This window comes from Chryseobacterium balustinum (genome assembly GCF_900168205.1).
Classification (GTDB): domain Bacteria; phylum Bacteroidota; class Bacteroidia; order Flavobacteriales; family Weeksellaceae; genus Chryseobacterium; species Chryseobacterium balustinum.
This window is the reverse complement of record NZ_FUZE01000022.1, coordinates 41,318-62,929: the sequence shown is the minus strand read 5'-3', so window position 1 is coordinate 62,929 and position 21,612 is coordinate 41,318. Positions and strand designations below refer to the sequence as shown.

General features: G+C 34.0%; 18 protein-coding genes. 13 read left to right on the top strand and 5 right to left on the bottom strand.

From position 1 onward, the window contains the following. Positions 1 to 37: 37 nt before the first annotated feature. Complete coding sequence (locus tag B5X64_RS18515) at positions 38 to 1,750, bottom strand: helix-turn-helix domain-containing protein (RefSeq protein ID WP_079466645.1); 1,713 nt, start codon at positions 1,748 to 1,750, stop codon at positions 38 to 40. Positions 1,751 to 2,026: 276 nt separating this feature from the next. Between B5X64_RS18515 and B5X64_RS18510 the strand changes: the two genes are divergently transcribed. The 4 genes from B5X64_RS18510 to B5X64_RS18500 are packed head-to-tail and all read left to right on the top strand — an operon-like array spanning position 2,027 to position 4,284. Then, positions 2,027 to 2,269: a hypothetical protein gene (locus B5X64_RS18510; RefSeq protein WP_066674437.1), complete on the top strand. Its 243-nt coding sequence runs from the start codon at positions 2,027 to 2,029 to the stop codon at positions 2,267 to 2,269. Between the two features lie 10 nt (positions 2,270 to 2,279). Then, entirely contained in the window at positions 2,280 to 2,444 is a 165-nt protein-coding gene (locus B5X64_RS22880) for a hypothetical protein (protein WP_164463443.1), read from the top strand. Between the two features lie 25 nt (positions 2,445 to 2,469). Further along, positions 2,470 to 3,987: a MauE/DoxX family redox-associated membrane protein gene (locus B5X64_RS18505; protein WP_079466644.1), complete on the top strand. Its 1,518-nt coding sequence runs from the start codon at positions 2,470 to 2,472 to the stop codon at positions 3,985 to 3,987. Positions 3,988 to 4,008: 21 nt separating this feature from the next. Further along, positions 4,009 to 4,284, top strand: a complete 276-nt coding sequence (locus B5X64_RS18500) for a DUF6520 family protein (protein ID WP_079466643.1) — start codon at positions 4,009 to 4,011, stop codon at positions 4,282 to 4,284. A 14-nt stretch (positions 4,285 to 4,298) separates the two neighbouring features. Here B5X64_RS18500 and B5X64_RS18495 read toward each other — a convergent pair whose 3' ends face one another. The 3 genes from B5X64_RS18495 to B5X64_RS18485 are packed head-to-tail and all read right to left on the bottom strand — an operon-like array spanning position 4,299 to position 11,201. After that, complete coding sequence (locus B5X64_RS18495) at positions 4,299 to 6,791, bottom strand: alpha/beta hydrolase family protein (RefSeq protein ID WP_079466642.1); 2,493 nt, start codon at positions 6,789 to 6,791, stop codon at positions 4,299 to 4,301. Then, complete coding sequence (locus tag B5X64_RS18490) at positions 6,791 to 8,167, bottom strand: RagB/SusD family nutrient uptake outer membrane protein (protein WP_079466641.1); 1,377 nt, start codon at positions 8,165 to 8,167, stop codon at positions 6,791 to 6,793. The genes B5X64_RS18495 and B5X64_RS18490 overlap by 1 nt, the downstream gene beginning before the upstream one ends. A gap of 40 nt (positions 8,168 to 8,207) precedes the next feature. After that, positions 8,208 to 11,201 (bottom strand): SusC/RagA family TonB-linked outer membrane protein, encoded by a 2,994-nt coding sequence (locus B5X64_RS18485; RefSeq protein ID WP_079466640.1) that lies wholly within the window; start codon positions 11,199 to 11,201, stop codon positions 8,208 to 8,210. Positions 11,202 to 11,892: 691 nt separating this feature from the next. On the opposite strand from B5X64_RS18485, the gene B5X64_RS18475 reads away from it, so the two are divergent. Then, complete coding sequence (locus B5X64_RS18475; protein WP_139377613.1) at positions 11,893 to 12,150, top strand: helix-turn-helix domain-containing protein; 258 nt, start codon at positions 11,893 to 11,895, stop codon at positions 12,148 to 12,150. A 22-nt stretch (positions 12,151 to 12,172) separates the two neighbouring features. Here the strand turns inward: B5X64_RS18475 and B5X64_RS18470 are convergent, their stop codons facing one another. Continuing rightward, complete coding sequence (locus tag B5X64_RS18470) at positions 12,173 to 12,385, bottom strand: hypothetical protein (protein ID WP_079466639.1); 213 nt, start codon at positions 12,383 to 12,385, stop codon at positions 12,173 to 12,175. 85 nt (positions 12,386 to 12,470) lie between these two features. Here B5X64_RS18470 and B5X64_RS18465 point away from each other — a divergent pair, with 85 nt between their 5' ends. From B5X64_RS18465 to B5X64_RS18425, 8 genes are all read left to right on the top strand, one after another. After that, positions 12,471 to 13,643 (top strand): restriction endonuclease, encoded by a 1,173-nt coding sequence (locus tag B5X64_RS18465; protein ID WP_066674459.1) that lies wholly within the window; start codon positions 12,471 to 12,473, stop codon positions 13,641 to 13,643. Between the two features lie 46 nt (positions 13,644 to 13,689). Next, positions 13,690 to 14,628 carry an RES domain-containing protein gene (locus B5X64_RS18460; protein ID WP_079466638.1) on the top strand — a complete coding sequence of 313 codons (939 nt, stop codon included), beginning with the start codon at positions 13,690 to 13,692 and terminating at the stop codon, positions 14,626 to 14,628. 177 nt (positions 14,629 to 14,805) lie between these two features. Then, entirely contained in the window at positions 14,806 to 15,669 is an 864-nt protein-coding gene (locus B5X64_RS18455; protein ID WP_066674463.1) for a hypothetical protein, read from the top strand. Between the two features lie 34 nt (positions 15,670 to 15,703). Beyond that, entirely contained in the window at positions 15,704 to 16,738 is a 1,035-nt protein-coding gene (locus tag B5X64_RS18450) for a hypothetical protein (RefSeq protein WP_079466637.1), read from the top strand. A 76-nt stretch (positions 16,739 to 16,814) separates the two neighbouring features. Next, complete coding sequence (locus B5X64_RS18445; protein ID WP_066674468.1) at positions 16,815 to 17,717, top strand: bacteriophage abortive infection AbiH family protein; 903 nt, start codon at positions 16,815 to 16,817, stop codon at positions 17,715 to 17,717. Between the two features lie 613 nt (positions 17,718 to 18,330). Next, complete coding sequence (locus B5X64_RS18435) at positions 18,331 to 19,017, top strand: HEPN domain-containing protein (protein ID WP_079466635.1); 687 nt, start codon at positions 18,331 to 18,333, stop codon at positions 19,015 to 19,017. A 70-nt stretch (positions 19,018 to 19,087) separates the two neighbouring features. Next, on the top strand, positions 19,088 to 20,419 hold the full coding sequence (locus tag B5X64_RS18430) for a hypothetical protein (protein ID WP_066674477.1): 1,332 nt from the start codon (positions 19,088 to 19,090) through the stop codon (positions 20,417 to 20,419). A 61-nt stretch (positions 20,420 to 20,480) separates the two neighbouring features. Next, entirely contained in the window at positions 20,481 to 21,437 is a 957-nt protein-coding gene (locus tag B5X64_RS18425) for a restriction endonuclease (protein WP_066674480.1), read from the top strand. Positions 21,438 to 21,612: the final 175 nt, after the last annotated feature.

Here is a 21,612-nt window from a genome sequence, read left to right as displayed (position 1 = left end):
TCAGGAATTTACAAAAATTCCTTAATCAAAGAATTATTTACGACAATCCGAGCTCTTTTTTCCTGTTTTTAATATAATCAGTCGGACGAATTCCATTGATTTCAAAAAAGAGATTTGAGAAATTCTGTCTTGCTGCAATTCCGCACTCTTCAGCTAATGCTTCAATCGTGTAATTCAAAAATTTATTATTGGTATTAAGAAGGTTTGTGATATAATTGATTCTCAATTCTGCCATGTACTTATTAAAATTCATACCCTTATTTTCATTTATATAAACCGACAGATAATGAGAATTGGTTCCCAGTTTTACAGCAATACTTTTTTGAGTTAAACCTTTCTTTTTAAACTGCAGTTCATCTTCAAACTTCATCAGCTTATCTCTTATTTCCAATGTCATTTCAGGGCTGATTGAAGTTTTTCTCAAATACCCCTCAGTATCTTCCTCTACAATATCCTTCACCACATCCTTCAAGTTATAGGTTCCGTCAGCAATTCTTTTCTGAAGAGTTTCATATTTTCTTTTAATCTTTCGGTCTCTGAAAAAGCGTACAGTGAAAAAAATGATTATAATAGAACCAGAAAAAATGAGAATCTGCGCAATCATTATTTTTTTATTTCCGGATCTCAAAATTTGCTCTTTTTCATCGATCAAAGTTCTTCTGTCATAATCTTTATGAAGTGTAGATGAGAGGTAAGAAAAATCTTTAGTCAAAAGACTGTCAGCTCTGAGCAGTTGATTGGTATAATATAATTGCTTTTGGACGTTTTTATTTTTGTAATATCCGATGAGATAACTATAACTTGTCACAACTTCGGGCAGTATGACCTGATGTTTAGTGAAAATTGAATCAATTTCGCAGTAATTAAGTATCGCATGATCAGAATCGTTTTGCGCTTCATTTATTTTACCTAAGTAGTAATAAACAACCGAAGACCATGCAAAATCTTTTCTTTTCAGCAATATAGGAAGAGCCTCATTGAGGGATCTTTCTGACTTTTCATAATCTTTATTCTGAAATTCAACAATGCCCATACATTTCAAAAAATAGCTATTTTCCAAACTGAAGTCTTTGTTGTTTTTAGTCATTTCATATCCAATTTTACTTAAGCTGTCACTCTTTTCAAAATTTTTCAGATATCTGTTTATAACTGTCGTTTGATGAAGGCTGTTCAGATACGCCCTTTTGTAATTGAACTTTTCATTGGCATGCAAGTTTTCTGCGTGATCTGAACTGTAGAAAGTGAGGCACTCCTTAAAATGCTCCAGTGCTTCGTCGTAATATCCTAAGTGCGCTTTTACAATGCCCAGATGGTAAATTACTTTATAATTGTTATACTGATCTTCTGATCCCTTTGAATATTTATAGGCCTTTAGATATTCATCTAAAGCCAACTTATATTTTTTCTGATAGAAGTAATATATAATTCCCTTACTCAAATAATCTTTACTAATATCATCGGAAGATCCATGTTTTAAACTGACTTGAATAGCACTATCAGCGTACTTCATCTTGTTTTGAAGATCAAACTGCCTTGCATCACGATAGCCCTGAATCAATTTGCGGAAATTTTTCTCTTTTATTGCTTTTTGAATATAATGTCTTACCTGCGGCATTGCATCAATGTCGTCGATAGCCATTTTTTCATAGCCTTTTCTGATTTCCCTGTAAGTGTTTTCTTCTTTTTGCTGCGAAAATAGTAGATGTGATAGAAGAGAAAACAGAACGAGAAAGCAACTGTACTTTTTCATATGCTTATTTTAAGAACCTCACCATTTCAAAAATAGACATTTTGTGTTTAAATAAATCAGGTTGTGGAGAAATGAAGATCCTCAAACACCCAAACCTCACATTTTACTGATTGATAAGCATCCACGGTGTTTTTGTGCTTGTATCAATTTTAAAATTGAGACGTCTCAATTTTAAAATCGCACCTCAGAACAGTTTTTTTTTGGTCGCCAGCCCTATAATTTTGACATCAGAATTCTAATATAATCCGGCCGGGATAACCAAATTAAATTATTAAAATGAAAAAGTTTATCCCAATTTTAAGCTTAGTGACATGTACAGTTTTTCTACAAAACTGTGTTCAGCGAGATGAAGACGTGACTTCAGATCGTGTAACATCAGAAATTGTAAGTAATAACGCTACGATGCGAAATGATTCTGCAAGATCTGGACAAATCTTAGATCCCGATCCGCCTGATGAACCCGATGAACCTGTAAGAGATGGTGACAATTGGCGGCAGATAAATAAAAATAACAAATAAAATATGACCTATGATTCCTCATACCTACATATCAATTGCCACAGGCTTACCATGTCCGGCGAGCGGCATTTGGGAAAGTATGGGGAATTTTAAAACTACAATTACCATTATGAAAGGAGAAGTAATGCCTGCATACTGTGGAAGAAAAACCTGTTGGAAACTGTTGCTTTCCTAAATGCTAATCCATAACATATGAAAACATGAAAAAATCAACTCGTTTTATCGTAACCGGAATCTCCTACTTTTTTATTCTTTTGTTTATTTATGCAAGTATAAGTAAAATGATGGATTTTGAGAATTTCCAGGTTCAGATCGGACAGTCACCATTGTTAAGTGCTTATGCAGGATTTGTATCATATGCAGTAATTATTGCAGAACTGCTCATCGTACTGATGCTGATTTTTCCGAAAACATTTCTCTTGGGATTACATTCATCAACCGCATTGATGACAGCGTTTACGGTCTACATCTATTTAATTTTAAATTATAGTGATTTCGTTCCCTGTTCATGCGGAGGTATTTTGGAAAAGCTGGGATGGACAGAACACCTTATTTTTAATATCAGTGCTGTAGTGCTGGGAATTGTAGCTGTCTTTTTATATACAAAGAAAGAATATCCACGTAAAACTGTTATTCTATCACTCGTAACTTCCAATATTCTAAGTGCTGTCCTTATTCTTTTTTTATTTTTAAGATCAGACTATGTGATTAAGAAGGAAAATAATTTTACACGAAGGTTTTTAATGCATCCTGTTCTAAAAACAAAAAGTATTGCTCTCGAAAACAACACGTACTATTTTGCAGGATCTGATAATCAAAAGGTATATCTTGGAAACAGAACCATGCCACAAAATCTACTGACTGTTGACTCATCGCTTAAAAAACGTCCCAATTTAAAAATGGATCTGGATCTTAAAAAATATCCATATAGAAAGATTGAGGTTAAAGTCTATGGTAACAATTATTTTATATACGACGGTACAGTGCCTGTAATATCAAGAGGGCAGTTAGGCCGTCCTGAAACGGAGGTTATCAGTTATAAGGATGCTTTTTTCAGTCAGATAGAAATTATCAACAGTAACAGGATGGCAATCAGAGCGTTGTCATCAACAACTAAAAATCTTACACTTGGTGTATTGAAGATTGGAAGCAATGGGAAAAATGAAGTGCAGTTATTTCCGAAACTTCTGGAAAAACAATCTGATGGGGTATTTGATTCGGACGGTTATCTTTCTTCAAATCCAAAATCAGCTCAAGTGACTTACATTCATGCTTACCGTAATCAGTTTCTTGTGATGGATTCAACAATGGAACTTCAACGGAGGTTATCAACTATTGATACAACAACTACTGCCCAGATCAAGGTAACTCCCCTATCCGACGGAAGATTTAAAATGTCTAAACCAGCATTGCTTGTCAATGGCCATGCGAAAATTTTCAACGGACTTTTATTTAATCCTGCCTACTTAAGAGGCCAGCATGAACCCGTCAAAAGATGGAAGGAAAGCAGAACAATTGATGTTTACAATATCAATAAGCAGGAATATATCGGGAGTATTTACATTGATCATTACAAAGATTCAGAGATGTCAGATTTTGCAGTTACCGATAAGCACTTGTACGTCATTGCAGGAAATCAGCTCATTCAGTACCGCCTGACAAATTCTCTGACAAAATATTTTAAAAACGGGGTAGCCGAAAACCGTATCCAAGAGTAGGCACAATCAAATTTCTTTATTATGAAAAAATTTCTTTTTCCTGTTGTCCTTGTATTAGTGGGCACAGGGTCAGCACTTGCTACCAATGTAGCAAAAAAGAGTAACAAAGCTTTAGTACCTGCGTACAGAATTGTGAGCGTAGGAGGAGGACAGTTCCAATGTCAAAATGCTGAGCAACAGTGTAGTGATGTTAATAATGGTATTGTCTGTAAATGGGAAGTTGACGGCACTACTGATCTTCATAATGAAGGCTCAGGAACCATGTGTGGAAGTGAACTCTTTGAGATTCCTAATTAGAAAAAGGAGGGACGCTATTGAGCGTCCCTTTTTATTTCCTGACTAATCCAGTCAATATTTTCCTCTTTTTTTAAAAAATAATTCCACCAATCCATTACCTTATTATTAAGGTCTTTGATTTCCTCAGAATCATCCTTTAAAGAGTGCTCCTGCTTGTCATACAGTAAAACCACAGCCTTCTTGTCATTTCGCAGCAATCCCATAAAGAAACTCATAGGCTGATCCAAAGGAGTATTAGTATCCTTTTTTCCTGCCCATATCAAGACCGGTGCACTCACATTTTCCACATAATTAATCGGATTGTTACGGAAATACAGGTCTTTATTAGCAGCATAGGATACCGCCATTTCAAACTGACCATTTTCAAACCGCATATAATTGGCAACATTAAAAAGATCGCTGAACGAAAAATAAAAGTGAGGAATATCACCTAATGATGCACCTGTAACGTATGCTGCAAAGCGTTTGGAATGTGTTGCAATGAAATTGGTTTCGTATCCTCCTAAAGAATGACCGGTCAACCCTAAACGGGATGCATCCACATTAGAATGATTTACAATTTCATCTAAACCACTGTTCACACAATCCAGAGCAGATATACCTGTTCCCCTCTTATCGAATAGTATATCAGGTTGGAAAACAAAATAACCATTCTCTATAAGCATACGTTTGTTAAAACCAGTATTACCCCAGTCAGGGTAAAGGTACTTATCTGCGCTTCCGGAGAGTAAACTGTAGATATGAACTACGAGAGGATATTTTTTCGAGGGATCAAAATCAACTGGATAAGTAAGAATTCCTTTTAAAGAAGTTCCTGCGCTATTTTTATAAGATAGAATATCCTGTTTGATAAGCTTTGCTTTTTGATCATGCAAATTTATACGGTATAATAATTTTTTTTCTGGATTTCCTTTTTCAGTTATATAGAGACTAGCGGGTACATTAAAATTTTCCTCTACAATAAATATTTTGTTTTTCTTTTTGTCATATTTAAAATCCTTGATTCTGTTGGGAGTATAAGGAATTATATTCTTTATCATTCCGTTCAGAAATGTGAAATAGCCGTTATCATTATGATCTGTTCTTTTTACTTGTAATATTAAAGGTTTCGTTGCATCGGCACTTCTTTCGACAAATTTAAAATTACTTAAATGATAGATCATGTTTCCGAGTAAATTATGAAAGGTCACTTTTGAATTTTTTGAAACAATAATTTTTTTTGAACTGCCTTTTATCAGATCATATCTGAACAACCCGTCTGCACATTCAAATAAGGCTGCCTGATCAGACATCATCACAGGATTGCTAAGCTTTTCAGTAGTCTCAATGTCTTTTGTCTTATTAAGAAAATGGTCATATAAGATCCACATTTTTTTGTCAATACGGTATGCAAGTGTAAATCTGCGGTTCTCACTCATGACCAATTCTTCGACATTGTCAAAGATACGTTCAGCCTTATCACTATGTGTATCATATCTGAATACATTAAAACTCCGATACCCTGTGTAGGTGAATTCTTCGTCCGTATGATATGCCCAAAGGTAGCGGGCATCGTTCATCCCGATATAATCAGAAAAACGATCTGCCGGTATTTCTATGATCTCATCTTTTGAAATGTTCCAGTGTAAGTACCGATGATGCTTTGTTCCGTCTTTTTTGTCCCGCAGCCGTTTATCTCCACTATACCATACCTCAACCATTTTATCTTTCTGTGGTTGCTGGATATGCTGAAAATCAATCAGGAACTTATCTGAATCATGAACCTCAGATATTTTAACTGATTCAAATCCACCGGAACTTATTTCCTTCTTCTTAAAGAAATAATTATCGGATGTTCGGATTAAAGAAATACTTAATTCTAAATCATCTGCTTTCCGATATTCTTCTGTCAATGAAATGAACTTTTTTGATGGCAGGTACTTTATTGATTTAATACCATTGCTCGTTGTATGTATCGTTTTTACAGTTTTACCATTCCATACAGCAATTTCAGAGGTGCTACCATTTTTATAAACCAGATATACTCTGCCGTCCCCATCCGAAATAAGATCCTGCACTCCTTTTGAAGAATGCAGAAGTTTTCCCTTATAGTCATAGATATTGATACTTTTAGCATAATCAAGGAGAACCACCTGTTTTGATACTGACAGAATTTCTCCACTAATTATTTGATCAAACTTCTTGCTCTTTTTTGACGGCAGCTCTATCAGTTCTGCTGTATTGTTACCTACGGCAAATAAAAGAGTGTTATTCAGAAATGTTACTTTGCTTTTTTTTAGCAGAGTATCTACAATCTTTTTCTCTGATTTTGTATCAAAAATCAGAATTGTATCTGAATTCTTCCTGTAATATTTCGTTACTGAGGCAAACCGTTGATCAACTGTTACCTGCAAGCCACCTATTGCTGTTGAAAAACGAGACATCCATTGATCCATTTCGGCATCAGTTTTCTGTGCTTTGATCAGGATACCTGAGAAAAGCCATAATAAAAGACAAACGGTTCTCATTAGTATCCTGTATTTTGAGGGTTCATATTGGAGTTCATTAACAGTTCCTTCTGCGGCAGAGGCCAAACTTTATGAAAGTCCTTCCAATTTGGCTTAGTCGTTTGCAAAATATTCAACTGCCCCGCTCTTTTCAGATCTATAAACCGGTGACCCATTTCCGTAAAAAACTCTTTTCTGTTTTCTTTCAGAATTTCATCTAGGAGAATGTTCTGTGAAACTGAACTTGTCAAAAGGGGTTGAACTGCCCTCTGTCTTATAGGATTGATGTAAGGAAGCGCTTCCGCAGTCTTATTTTGTTTAGCCAAAGATTCAGCTAAAAGAAGATAAGCCTCTTCCAGTCTGAAAACAATAGAGTTTTCCGTTGTATTAGCAGATCTTGCCTTATATTTTTCTGCACGGTACCAAGTCGTTCCTGCCACGGTAACGGTCGCCATCCAATACTGTTTACGAAGATCACCGGTCTGAAATGAACTGACAAGAGCCGGAGACAGGGACATAGAAGAAGGTGCTACATTGGCGAAATAATAGAGGGTAGCTTCCCTGACAGGATCACCACTATTCTTTGGTTTAAGTTGCCAGATGATGTGAGTTCCTGATTTTAGAAAAACTTTTGTAATATCATTCTGAAACTGGTACAGAGGACTTTGAATGACGGCTTTTAAAGTACTTTCAGCTTCAGCATATTTTGATCTCTGCATCTGAACTTTTGCCAGCATCAGTTGAGCCGTTTTTTTGTTAATGAAAATCCTTTCTGCAGAACGGTATTGATCCGGTAACAGTTCCACTGCTTCTTTAAGGTCTGATTCAATTCGCTGTAAAACCTCCTCAGAATTTGTCTTGGCAATGGATTGATTGATCTGATAATTAGTGGTAACGGGATACGGGATATCACCATAGATTTGCTGCAGATAAAAAAAGAGCAAAGAACGGATGGTCAAAGCTTCCCCTGTCATTCTGTTTTTTTCATCAGCTGATATAGAATTTGAGCTCTCCAGTCCTTCGATTATCGAATTACTGACATATATTTTCTGATAGGCTGCAGACCATACTGAGCTTACAAATTGATTGGTATCTATCAATGTGTTGTTTGAAATCTCGGGAAGCCCGTTGGTTGCGTTGACTGCGTAATACGTCAGATCATCGGTATAAAGACTCAGAATTCTGCCGCTCTGATCTCCTGCAATCGGGGAAGCTTCCCAAACTCCGGCGTATAACCCCGAAAGTACCGAATTAGCAGTTTGGGCATCCTGAAACACTGTTTCAGACAGCATCTGATTTTCCGGAAGATCTACTTCCAGCATTTTTTCGCACGACATCAGTGTAGTGAGGACGTAAAGTATTGCTATTGCCGTTATTTTATTAATATTAGTTGTCATTTTCTTTTTGTTTTAAAAATTCAAATTCAAAATCATTTAATTAAAGGGTCAGCTGTACTCCCAATGAGTAAGTGCGCAGAGGCGGTAAGAAACCTACGGATATAAATTCGGGATCAATTCCAAAATATTTCGTCCATGTCAGAAGATTCTGTCCCTGAAAGTAGACCTTAGCTTCCCGAAATACTGATGAGCGCATCGGAATGGTATAATTGATCTGAACATTTTTCAAGCGTATAAACGATCCGTCAGACACACTGGCCGTGCTGGTCTGAAAAAGACTGTTAGAAGATGAATTCACAGATCTGTACGGCATATAAAGTCCGTTTGGATTTTGAGGAGACCAGACATTGAGCGCTTCCACCGGAAGATTGGTCATAATACCCGGTGATGTTATAATTGAATTGTAATTTCGGCTCTTTTGTTTTACAAACTGTAACAGGAAAGATATGTTCCAGTTTTTGTATCTCAGCTCATTGCTTAATCCTCCAAAAAACCGCTGGCCTATATTTTCCACAATCTGGCGGTCGTCCGGTGATGAGATTCTTCCGTCACCGTTGAAATCCGTAAAGCTATATAATCCTGTAGCGGGATTTACGCCCGTTAACTGATACAGTTTAATGATTGATATGGGTTCTCCAACAATATAGTTGTTCGCATAGGTAGACCCTTCAAGACCTGGAAATGAAATCAGTTTATTCTGAGGAAATGTTATATTAAAAGAACTGTTCCATGAGAAGTTTTCAGATTTCAGAACATCTGCTCTCAATTCAAATTCAAAGCCTGTATTCTGAATAACTGCATCCAAGTTCGCTAAAACCGAACTGAACCCTGTGACTGCGGGAAGCTGGTAGCCTACCAACTGATTTCCGGAGCGGTTTCTGTAATATGCTGCCGTCATGTTCAGTCTGTTTTTGAACAATCCCAGTTCAAGAGCCGCCTCCATTTTCACTGTTCTTTCCCAACTGAAATCAGGATTGAATAATTTGGTTGGGCTGAGTCCTGATGTTCCGTTATAAATCAGTGTTGATGTTGCAAACGTATTCAGATACTGATAATCTCCTATATTATCACTACCTGAGGAACCAAAACTTCCTCTCAGTTTTCCAAAACTCAACCATGAACTATCTTTCAAGAAATTCTCTTCTGAAAATAGCCATGCTGCTCCTACCGCACCGAAATTGGCAAACTTGTTATTGCTTCCAAACCTGCTGCTTCCATCTCGTCTTCCGGTAATGTTGACAATATATTTTTTATCAAACTGATAATTGACCCTTCCGAAAAATGCTGCATATCGGTATTCTGTGGTGATATGATCCAGAATAACCTTGGTCTGTGCCGCTCCAATATTATTGATAAAGGAATTACTTTCATAACCGGTTCCCTGAATAGCACCCGATCCGTTGGTATCTCTCTGATAAGTTCCACCTACCAACATATCCAGCTGATGTTTTCCTTTTTTATACAGCCAGGTGATCTGTGGTTCGATGACCATAGAAAAACGGTTCATGTTGCTTTTGGAAGACTGTGAATTAAGCGAAGTTGCTCCAGTGGAAGGATTAAAAGCCGTACTTGGACGTAAAGACCATTCTTCAAGGGTATTATAGTTAAATCCTCCGTTAACCTTAATCCTGACATTTTCAAATGCTTCATATTCCGCACTCATATTATTCATAAACTGAAGATTATCATTGGAATATGAATTCTCATAAGCGGCAACAGGATTGGTAAACGTATTGTTTTCCCAATTCAGATTTCCATTGGCATCATATAAGGCGGGTGCATTAGGAGAAAGACTGTATGCATTCCTTGTGATATCAGAATTGATCAGATTATTATCTAATGATGAAAATAAACTGGATGAATTAAAACTGAATTTTCTGTCCTGAGAGCGGTGGCTGATATTTCCTGAAACCGTATTGGTTCTGTACCTGAAATCCTGACCGAATACTGTGGTCTGTGCCATATGCCCCAGGCTTACGAGAAAACTGGTGGTTTCACTTCCTCCGCTTAATGAAAGCTGTGTGTTGGACAAAGTGGAAAAATTCCCGATCAGTTCTTTTCTCCAGTCCGTGTAACGGTTGCTGTCCCAAACACCGTTCACATCGTAGGCATTGGCAGGATATACAGAAATATTGTCATTGGCAAAAGCCTGTTTTCTCATGGCGATATACTGTTCTGTATTCATCATCTTGAGGTTGGATAAAGTCTGACTCAGAGCATAAGAAGAATTCAGGGAAAGTTTAACATTTCCTCTCTTTCCTCTTTTGGTGGTAATGAGTACTACTCCATTTGCTCCACGCGAACCGTAGATGGCGGTGGCATCAGCATCCTTGAGAATTTCAAAACTTTCAATATCGTTGGGGCTGATTGCATTTAAAGGATTGATATCGGCATTCGGTAAAATTCCGGCTCCATATCTTGAGGTAACACTTCCTCCAATCGGAACACCATCCACTATATATAGGGGTTGGTTTCCGTCGGTATCCGAATTCGCACGTGTGCGAAGACTGTTTCTGCCTCGTATCTGAATATCAAAACCTGCTCCGGGAGTTCCTGAGTTTTGGGTAATGCTTACTCCTGCCATTCGACCCTGGGCACTGGCAAGTACATTGGTAACAGGCTGATTTTCTATATCTTTTGCTGAAACTTTGGCGATACTACCGGTTCTTTCTTTATCTCGAACCTTGTAGTAGCCTGCGTTGAGAATAACTTCTTCGATTCCCTTTACTTTTTGTTCTAAGCTGACATTTACGACGGTCTGATTATTTGCTGTAATTTTTACTTCTGCATAATCAGGATGTCTGAACAATAGGATGGGATTTTCTGTATTAACCTCCAGTCGGTAGGTTCCGTTATTGCCGGTAAGTGTTACCTGATCACTGCCTTCCTGAGAGATTACAACTCCTGCAAGGGGTTTATCTGATGAAGTGACCGTACCGGAAATGGCGCGTTTTTGAGCCTGTATATTGATGCTTACTGTTGTCAGCATAAGGCCAAAGAAAATACCTCCTATATTGTAATAGGATTTTTTCATAGATTTGTAAAGGTTTTTAATTTAATTAAATAACTGATTTCAGCTCTTTCCCTATGTCGTCAAACTGTATGGGAAGGGGCTTTTTCTTTTTTTTCTTCTGATTTTAATTTTGCTGTTGTTGATTCACGTGGATAATGTAAAGACTTTCCTGATGCCCTTCGGTATGAAAAAGGACTGGTGAGGTTCTGCAAGCAGTGACCGCAAGGCACCGGAAAGAATTTAATATGAATGAAATCTGTGTCCCAAGTTGGCATTTTATTGCCTCAATAGGTTGTACCCTCCTATTGTATCGTGCATGATACTATTTTGTAAGCAGGGCTTAGATTGTAATGTAGAAATGAGCGAACAGCATTGAAAAAAGACGGCATGGAACTCTACATTATCCGACTTGAGGTACTGGTATACCGTGCAACAGATAAGAGGAAGAGACCCACGCCTAGGTCGTGAGCCGCAAACTTATCCTCTCGCTGCTTTTAAAGTACCAGTTTTCAAGTCGAGATTCTAAGCAATAGCTTCATTAATTTCTTTGAAGTATCGCAAATTTACTTTAATAAGTAAACATTTCCAAATATAATAAAAAAAAGCAAATCATTCGCTTTAGCGAACAGTATTTTTTATATTATTTTATTTTTTTGATCTAGATTAAGATTTGATGCTAGATAAAGAAGTTTTAAACAATAAGAATGCACTTGTGAATAAGCACCTGTGTAATTTTATCGAAAGTAAATTCCTACGTGAGTATCATAACCAAAAAGGCGAAGTCATTTCACAAAATGAATATGCTAAGCTTTGTGGAATAACGTCGTCTACAATTTCTAAACTAAAATTACCGGAAGGTTATAATATTCCCATGTCAACTATTTATAATGTTCTTAGACATGAGCAATATTCCTTAGAACAGTTCTTTAAAGAATTCGAAAATGCCAAAGGCATCAATATTCCAGATTAGAATCTAAACTTCAGATTTTACATTATTTGGTAATTTCATTATAATACCTATCAGAACATTGTTGTAAAACCTCTTCTGTTTCTTTTAATAGATTAGCTTTTTGTTGCAATGCTATCTCCTTTTGTTTTAATGTTTCCTTAGAAGTGTCGAGCTTTGTATAGCTTTGATAAAGTAGTACAGACAAAGTAATGATTAAGATTGTTGCAATTGCGCTGTAGATTTTTAGTGTTTTCATATTTGTGGTTTTTGTAAATATAGTAAAAATCACAGATATCTAGAGGATGTGATAAATTTGTATATTTGAAATACAAATTTTATTCATGATCGTTAATTTTGCTGATATTCCACCGTCAAATAAAGGTGGTAAATACCAAGATTTTTTTGAACAATTCGCATGTGCATTTTTAGAAGCAAAAGGTTTTGAAATAGTCCAAAGACCTGATAGAGGTCCCGACGGGAAAAAAGATTTGTTGGTCAAGGAAATACAAAAAGGTTTTAGCGGAACATCTGAAACAATGTGGCTAGTGAGTTGCAAGCATAAAGCGCATTCAAACAGATCGGTTACTGATACCGATGAACCAGATATTTCTGACAGAGTAAAGAAATTTGATTGTGATGGCTTCATAGGATTTTACTCTACAATTGCTTCTTCAGGACTATCGAATAAACTCCAAAGTCTAAAAAATAATAGTAAAGGTTTTAAATATATTATTTATGACAATGCAAGAATTTCAAGTGAGCTACTTACGATGAACCAATCTGCAGCGATAATTGCAAATTTTTTTCCAAATTCTTATGATAAATACAGGCAGTTAAATATTAAAAATGATTTTTCTAAGACAACCTTCGATTATGAGACTAACTTAGCTGTTGTTAAAACTGCGCTGATCATTTTGAAAATTGATAAAATAGAAGACAAGTTCAATAGTAAATCTATAAAGAAAAAAATTAAATTACTCAAGAAATTACTCAAATTTTATAAACACAGAAACGAAGAAATAGCTCATTCAGTACTAGATTTTTTGTATTCTGTATCTCAATCCATTAGAAGCTCCGAGAGCATAAAAGTTTCCGAAGAAATTAATTCTTTAGTTTACACATATTTTCCTAGCTCGAGAGATTATGATTCAGAAAGATTAGTTGAAAATGGAAAAACAGGCGTTCATCTTGCTTATAACCTAATCTATGACTCTTTTATATGGATTGATAATTTCCAGATTGCTATTAATGGTCTTTTAATCTGGAAATATATTTATAGATTCGCTAAAGAACACGATATTAAGGAACTAATTAAAGAAGTTGATCTATACTATAAATTTTTAGAAGATACTTTAAACAGACCAGAAAGGAAAGATTTAGAAAACGCCCGCAAATTAGTAAATATCTTCAAAAATGATTTAGATCGTCCTAGTATGGATTATCCAGATATACCATCAGATTTATATAGAATCATTTTAGAATCTAAAGATGGCATTACAGCAAAACCTGATTAACTAAATTTAAATTACTAAAAAGTAAATATCAAAAAACTAATAAGCAATGCAAATAGAAAAAATTATAGAAGACCTTCAGAGTTTGGATCTTTCTACTTATCCTGAAAAAGAAATAAAATACCTCTTAAGTCAAATCGGAATCATTTGTTCTATGCAAGTTAATTTCCATGCTGGAAAAATTGTAATGAGAGCCCGTCCCCATGAATCTGAGGACATCAGATACAGAACAAAAGGTGACTTTTCTTACAAACCTCAGAAATTTAATAAAACGTATCAAAGAGCGAGTACCCCATATCAGACAATGTTCTATGCAACGGCTGTACCGGATAAACCCGAACCTGGAGAACTTGACAATCTGAGAATTATAGGAGTAACTGAATCTATTCCGCAACTAAGAGATAAATCTTCTAGTCTGTACAAAAAAATTTCATTTGGAAAATGGCAAGTTGTTGAGGATTTAAAGCTATTGTCAATTATTCATGAAGATAATTATTTTGAAGAAAGTAGTTATACCCGAGAACTTGTATATTCTTATAATTCAGCTACTCAAAATATTCCACAAGAGATTTTGAATAAAGTACCTGACATTATTCAAAAGTCTTTAAAAATTCAGACATTTTTAGCAAAGCAATTCTCAAAAGAAAATATTTCTGCTGATTATGACTATATGATTTCCGCAATTTTTTCTGAGATCGCCATAAAACAGGGATTTGATGGTATTTTCTATCCAAGTGTTAGAGTGAATGGCAAAGGATTTAATATTGCAATTACTCCAGAAGCTACTAAAAAACTTAAGCTCGTGGTTGCGGGCGAATGTTCTTTATACAAGCATAAAGATCATACTGTAGTCGGTAATGATGCTGTTATAGAACTTAATAATAATGAAGATGAGTTTGATTTAATTGACCTTCCTAATAATCATCAGTTAGAGTGTTTAAAACAGATTAAACTAAATTCTCTAGATGAATTAAAAAATTATTGTTAATCCCTTTAAATGGTAGTGCAATGATGTGAGCAATTACGTCTGTTAAAGCTACTTGAAAATTCTGTTGCAAAAACTAATTATCGATTAATACTATAATAAATTTTCACATCCATTGTATTGATTGATAATCAAAAAGTGCTTTTATTTTATTATTTTTTATCCCTAAAAACTTTAACTATGAATACTACAAATACATACTATGTTCTTTGTAAAAATTGGAATTTTAATTTAGACCAATGGACTATATTTATTGGAATTTCTACTATAATCATTGGACTAGTTGGTTTCAGCGTCGCTTTTATATTATATTTTAAACAAAGAAGAGATGCTGCTCAAGATGCATTTGATTTTTTTATCAACTCGCTTCCGAATTTAAATCAAGCTGTTAAAGCCACTATAGAAAATCTACAGGATTTTGTAGCCAGTTTACAAAGTGGCGATTTTAAAAATCCAGTTATTCCAACCTCATTAAATAATAATATTATCGACAAGATCAATTTAGTTGATCTTAAAAGACATATTACAAAAAATGACACTGCTAAAATTCCAGTTCTTGAACAGTTTTTAATTGATTCGGATTTCTTTGGTACCTATCAAAATTATTTTACTAATGAACTGAATTTCTTTCGACAAAGATATTTGGATAAAGAGCAAATTTATTCTACTTGGCAACTTCTTCGTTCAAACGTGTTTTTTTCGAGCATAACGGATGAACATGAAGAGGAGCGATATAAAGATTTTTATTCTAACTGGGTAAACGAACTTCATCAAGATAGAGAGGTGTTCAATTTTGTGGGAGATCAACCAACCTCATTAAAAAGTAGAAAGTTTTTGGTGGAAAATCATATACGTCCTCTAGCCCAAAATATTTTTCCATTCATTGAAAAAAGTGAAAAAGCGAATAATGTCAATTTATTGGCAAACCAAATAAATTCTGCTTATCTGGATATGGATTCCATTACTTCTAAACTTATTGAGGTTTTTAATAAGGATATTAGAAAATTTGCGGATGTATCTCGTAACATTGAAAACCTTTTATAATTATTGAACATTTCCAAAATAAACTAATAACTACATGATTGAAAAATTTAATACTCTGAAGCTTTCAGACAATCACTATTTGCAAATTGCCAAAGATTCCGGCAATAATTATTTTGATGAATTTATGGAATCCGTCTCAAAAGTTAAAAACTACATGTCTTCTAAAGATTTTAAAATACTTTGGGATGATAAAATGCAGCTGAACAAAGCGAAATTTGATGAAAAAGCTTTTATTCAGTCAGCTTGCGAGTTGTCCGTAGCAACTTATTTTTGTGAAAAAGAAGATTTTAAGGTTGAAGTAAAAGTGAATCCTGAAAATAAAAAGGATATCGATGTTCAATTTAAATCTCATGGCTTTACTTATAATGTAGAAGTTAAGTGCGCTACTTTCGAAGATAAGGAAAAGGTGCAAAAATCTGATTATTATAAATATCTGTCATCAGGTAGATTTGATAATATGATAGGTGTGATGGGGTTTATTTCAAATTCTATTGATGAAGGATCGACCAATAAAGGAGAGCCACTAAAACCACACAAAATACTGAAAAATATGGACAATAATCTTAAGGATTTTTTAGAGTCTGCTCATCAGAAATTTAATCCTGATTCAGACGAAAATGAAATCAATATTTTACTTGTAGGTTGTGATGATCCAGCAGATATGCAAAGCTGGGTTGGCTATCTTTATGCGTCCCAAGGATTGTTTACTAAGGACTCTTTTCAGAGTAAAGATAAGTATAGTAATGTTGATATGGTGTTGTTTACTAATCTGTATTTTAAGCACAAAGATTTTAATAAAAAGAAAATTGAAAATTCTTGGAATTTAGTTCAAACATTAAATTTAAGTTTTGTAAGTCCTTACAGAAAAAAGGATAAAAAAGCTGGGATATTAAATTTTCGAAGCGAAATGAATAATTATAACGACCAGATTGCTCAGTTTGAAGTTCCTGGCAATGCACCCTATCATGTAAAAGAGATTGTAAGAATTCCATATTTCGTTCGTGAATTTTTAGAACAAAAACAAGGTATTTACCTTTTTGAAAAAAATATGACTGGGACGGTTGAGTAATGTAAAGAATCCATCTAGTATTGCACAGTGTGTTTACATTACTTAGCTTTACAAATACCTGATTAAAAATTAATATATGAATACACTTTATATTATAGGAAACGGATTCGATAGATATCACAATTTACCAACTACCTATAGTGATTTTCACTTATTTGTTATTGAAAATAATCAAGATTTAGAAAATATTTTTGAAGAATATTTTACCTTAACTACAAAACAAAACTCTGATAAGAAATATTTGTGGTCAAACTTTGAATATGATTTAGGCACATTCAATTGGAAAGCTTTCTTTGCTGAAATAAATAATATTGATGTACTGCACGAGAATTTCAACCCAAGTTCATTGTTTGGTCTTGAAGATGAACTGGAAGAGGAGACAGAAATTTTAGTGAATAAAATCAGAGAGGCATTCGAAGATTGGTTGATTGATCTCAATCTCGAATCAACCAAAAGAAAACTTGATTTAGAAGAAACCTCTGTTTTCCTTACCTTTAATTACACTATGACACTGGAGGAAGTCTATCAAATCCCAAGTGACAAAATACTTCATATCCACGGTGATGTTGAAAATGATCAGGGAAGCATGATATTCGGTCACAACAAAAACTTAAAGTCACAACCCCTCTTTGATGAAAATGGTGAAAGCACCAGAACTCCGTTTTCAGATTCAGAAGCTAATGCTCAACAACCTTTTTTTGGATTGAAAAAACCAGTAAAAGATACTATTCACATACATGAAAGCTTCTTTAAAAGCTTAAAAGACATCAATGAGATTATAATATTAGGACATTCTCTTAATTCTATCGATATGCCTTACTTTAGATTGATAAAAAAACACTGCATTGAAACAGTACAATGGAAAGTCAGTTATTACAGTAATGACGATAAAACAACCTTTCTTAAGAGTCTTAAAAAGATTGGAATTGATGAAAGCAGAATAGAATTTTTCAAAATGTCTGACTATGATGTGTTATAGCAAATATTCAAATTACTGATTATTATGGAATATACTTTCAGTGGGAAAATTTACAAAGTTTCCAAGTTCAAAACCTTTCTGACAAATCAATCTAAAAGTCAATTAAATTTTAAGTTAGATCAACTCTATCAACAACATTCTGATCATTTGCTTGAACTCATTATCAAAAGTAATGTTTCTTACTCTGATGAATATGATAGTTGAAAAATTTACTGAAATAATGAAATTATTTACCAGTGAAAGTCCAAAGTTATTAAATCAAAGTTGGCTAACGTTTGGAATATCTTTACAAGCAGAGTTCGATATTAATAATTTAATAGATAATCTTTACACACTGATCTGTAGCATTAAATCTGAAACAGTAGACGTTAAGGGAAATGCTGTTTGAGATCAAATAAAATAATGTGATAATAAAATCTTAATTTAAGAAACCCGAAGATTATAGAAACAAAACTATATCTCTACCGATACAAATCAACAGTTTTGTCATATTTGACAATTACATCACTATTTTTCTGTAAATTATAATAAACTTTAAAACTACGCAAATACACTGCATACTTAAGCCTTTATTTTGTAATTATATATTTAAAATCTCCCATAAAGTTTAATTATGAATGACTTAATAAAATTAGCCACAGTCGATTTAAAAAGTGCAGAATTACTGTTTCAACAACAGATATTCCATAATGCTATATATTTTTATCATCAGGCTGTAGAAAAGGCAGTGAAATATTTGGGCTTGCAGATAGGCATAATTGACAATAATGCTTTAAAGAAAATAGGACATGAACCCATTAAAGTTTTTAAGATATTAGATGAGGTGGAAAAGGTTTTTCACAACGAAGAGCTTACTGAATTTGTATCCTTAATAAAAAAATTAACTGACGAGCAACTAGTTAATAAAACTTTATTAGAAATTGAGCAAAGTACTCAAAATCTGTACGAACTGGATTTTAACTTGTCGTATTTTCAGAATCTTCGCATATATATTGCTGATAAAGATTTCCCTCAAAAAGACATCATATCAACAATTGAAGAAAACAGTTATTATAATAAAATGGCAAAGGAATTTTTTAATCAACTAAATGTCGGTGCTGTTATTATCAGAATGCTATTCTTAAATTCATGTCTCTGCTCAAAGTATAAGCTAGATAGTTACAGGTATAACAGCGAAAAAATTGAAAATCCTGTAGATTATTTTTCTGAGACTAATCCTATCGTTTTAAAATTAGATATTTTCATTAAGTCGTTAGCTATATGTTTATCACAGATAGAAAATATAAATTGGAAAAATTGAAATTTAGGTAAAATTTTAGAGCGTCTACCATATTTTGTAAATTCATTTTAAGTAAAATTACTTTTATATCATGAGTGATAAAATTGAAGATAATTCGTCATTTGAAGAGTTCAGAAATAATTTAAAGGGAGTAAAGCCAATTAAGAAAATTGCATCATTTTTAGCTCCTTTCAGTTCAACAGCGAAAGGAATTTTGCATGACCTGAAATATTTTGATGATATTGAAAAGCAGTTTGAAGAAATTTCTAAAAGTCCTGACCAATTCAATCATTACTTCAGCGAATTAGGTTGGATTGCTCATGAATCTGGTAATCACAATCTTATATTAGAATGCATTAGTTTAGCAAAAGCTGATAATATTAAAGCGGCTGAAGAGAAACTTGCCGATCATTACACTACTCAGGAAATGCAATGGTTAGTGAAAGCAACTTATGGTGTTCCTGAGTTTAAAATCCGTAATAGTTTGATTAATGCAGCCTACGAAGATACTAAAGCCAAAAGATTTCACTCAGCTATTCCCCTACTACTGATGATTATTGATGGTACTGTCAATGATCTCAGTAAAAGTAAAGGTTTTTTTGCTGAAAACACAGATTTGACCGCCTGGGATTCTATAGCGGCACATAGTTCAGGTCTCAGCAAGCTTAGAGATATTTTAAATGTCACACGAAAGGCAACAACTACTGAAGAAATATTTTTCCCCTACCGTAATGGAATATTGCACGGGAGAGACCTTTCTTATGCTAATAAATATGTTGCAGGTAAAGCATGGCTAACATTATTCGCTATTAATGATTGGGCTAAAGCTTTACAAAAAAATAAAAAAAAACCACCAAAAGAAACTAAGAAAACTACTCTTAGAGAGGCATTTTCAGACTTGAAAAACACTACTATTAACTATAGAATTCAAAAAGAAAAACGTGCTGAAACTGACAAATATATGGATTATTGGAAATCTAGAAACCCTATGTTAAATGTCGATTTCCCCTCAAATGGAATAATTGAAGATTATGCAGAATTTACCCCAGAGCGTGATGCTGTACTATTTTTAACCAACTGGCTGAATAAAAATTATGGTCTGATGGCAAAACAGATATTTTTATTTTCTGATGATTTTAATATCGGTAAAGAAGCCGGAAGAATTCGAAAAGTTTTTGAAACAAAAAACCTGAAAACTTTCGAAATATTATCGGTTGAACATCAGGCGCCTGCAATTGCACAAGTCGTTGTGAAAGTGATGGTATCATTTAATAATATTGAGTATTGCAAAGAAATACTTTTAAGAATGCTTTACCAGAGCGAGCAACGTGAGAATATGGTTTACGGTCAACCCGGAGGTATATGGAGATATATGGATTCTTTATTTTTTCATAAAATCGAAATGCTGGATTGTGATTTTTAAATTTTAATATTATAATTGTGTAAATCTTACTTATTTTTAAAATTGGCAATAGACGTTATTTATGACACCCACCGTAAAAGATCAACTTGTTCGCGACATTCTTGTTTTAGAGAATTCTATAACAAGCCCGAAGGATGACCGTGAAATTTGCTTTACATTTCATCAGGTTATTTCAAAGCTTTTAGCCAACGATGGTTTTAAAACTATTCTTAATCCAAGCACTGATAGAAGTAACTTCGACTTTATGTGTTTCAAAGAGAATTCACGTGACAGAATATGTATTTCTCTCCAGAACACTGATAAAAATGTTAGAGAGGAACGAGTTCATGAGAGAGTCTCGTTTGCTTTCAACTATCCTTACGATCGTCTTATAATGTTCGCTCCTGCAGGATTTTCAAATTCGTGTTACCGTTTTGTAAATATTTCAGATCCATTAAAAGTAGAACTGTTAACCTTAGATGACCTTAAGTCTTGGACATCTAAAATAGAAATAGAAACTGAGAATGATACGCGGGATTATGAAGATATTATTAAAATTCTAAGCAAAACATTTATTGAGAAAATTGCTGAAGATTCTAACTTTCTTTTGAAAGTAGAATGGAGAGAATTAGAAAAAATGATTGCAGAAGTTTTTGAAGGCTTAGCATTTGAGGTAAAGCTGACACCTTCGAGCAAAGATGGTGGGAAAGATCTGATTCTACAAATAAACAAAAGAGGAATTGCAAAAAGGTACTTGGTTGAAATTAAACATTGGAAGTCCCAGAAGCTGGGTCAAAAGTATGTAAAAGAATTTTTGAAAGTAATTTGTAATGAAACGCAGGAAAGCGGATTATTGTTATCGACTTTCGGCTTCAGTGTCAATGCTTTCGAAGGTTTAACCGAATTAGAAAGAAAAAAAATCAGATTTGGGACTGAAGATAAGATTGTCTCACTCTGTAAAACTTATTTAAAAGTAAAATCCGGAATCTGGACTCCCTTGGAAGATCTGGAACAAATACTTTTTGAAAAGACCTTTTAAAATTTTCGATTTACAAAGATTTTTCATTGATTACTAGTTCACGAGTAAATATCAACTAAACAAATAAATCTTTTTCAAATATCCAACAGAACAAAAGCTGAACATCTCGTTGATTTATTAAGAATTTTAGATTTAATACAAGGTGAATGTTCACTGTAAACATTTTAATTCTAAT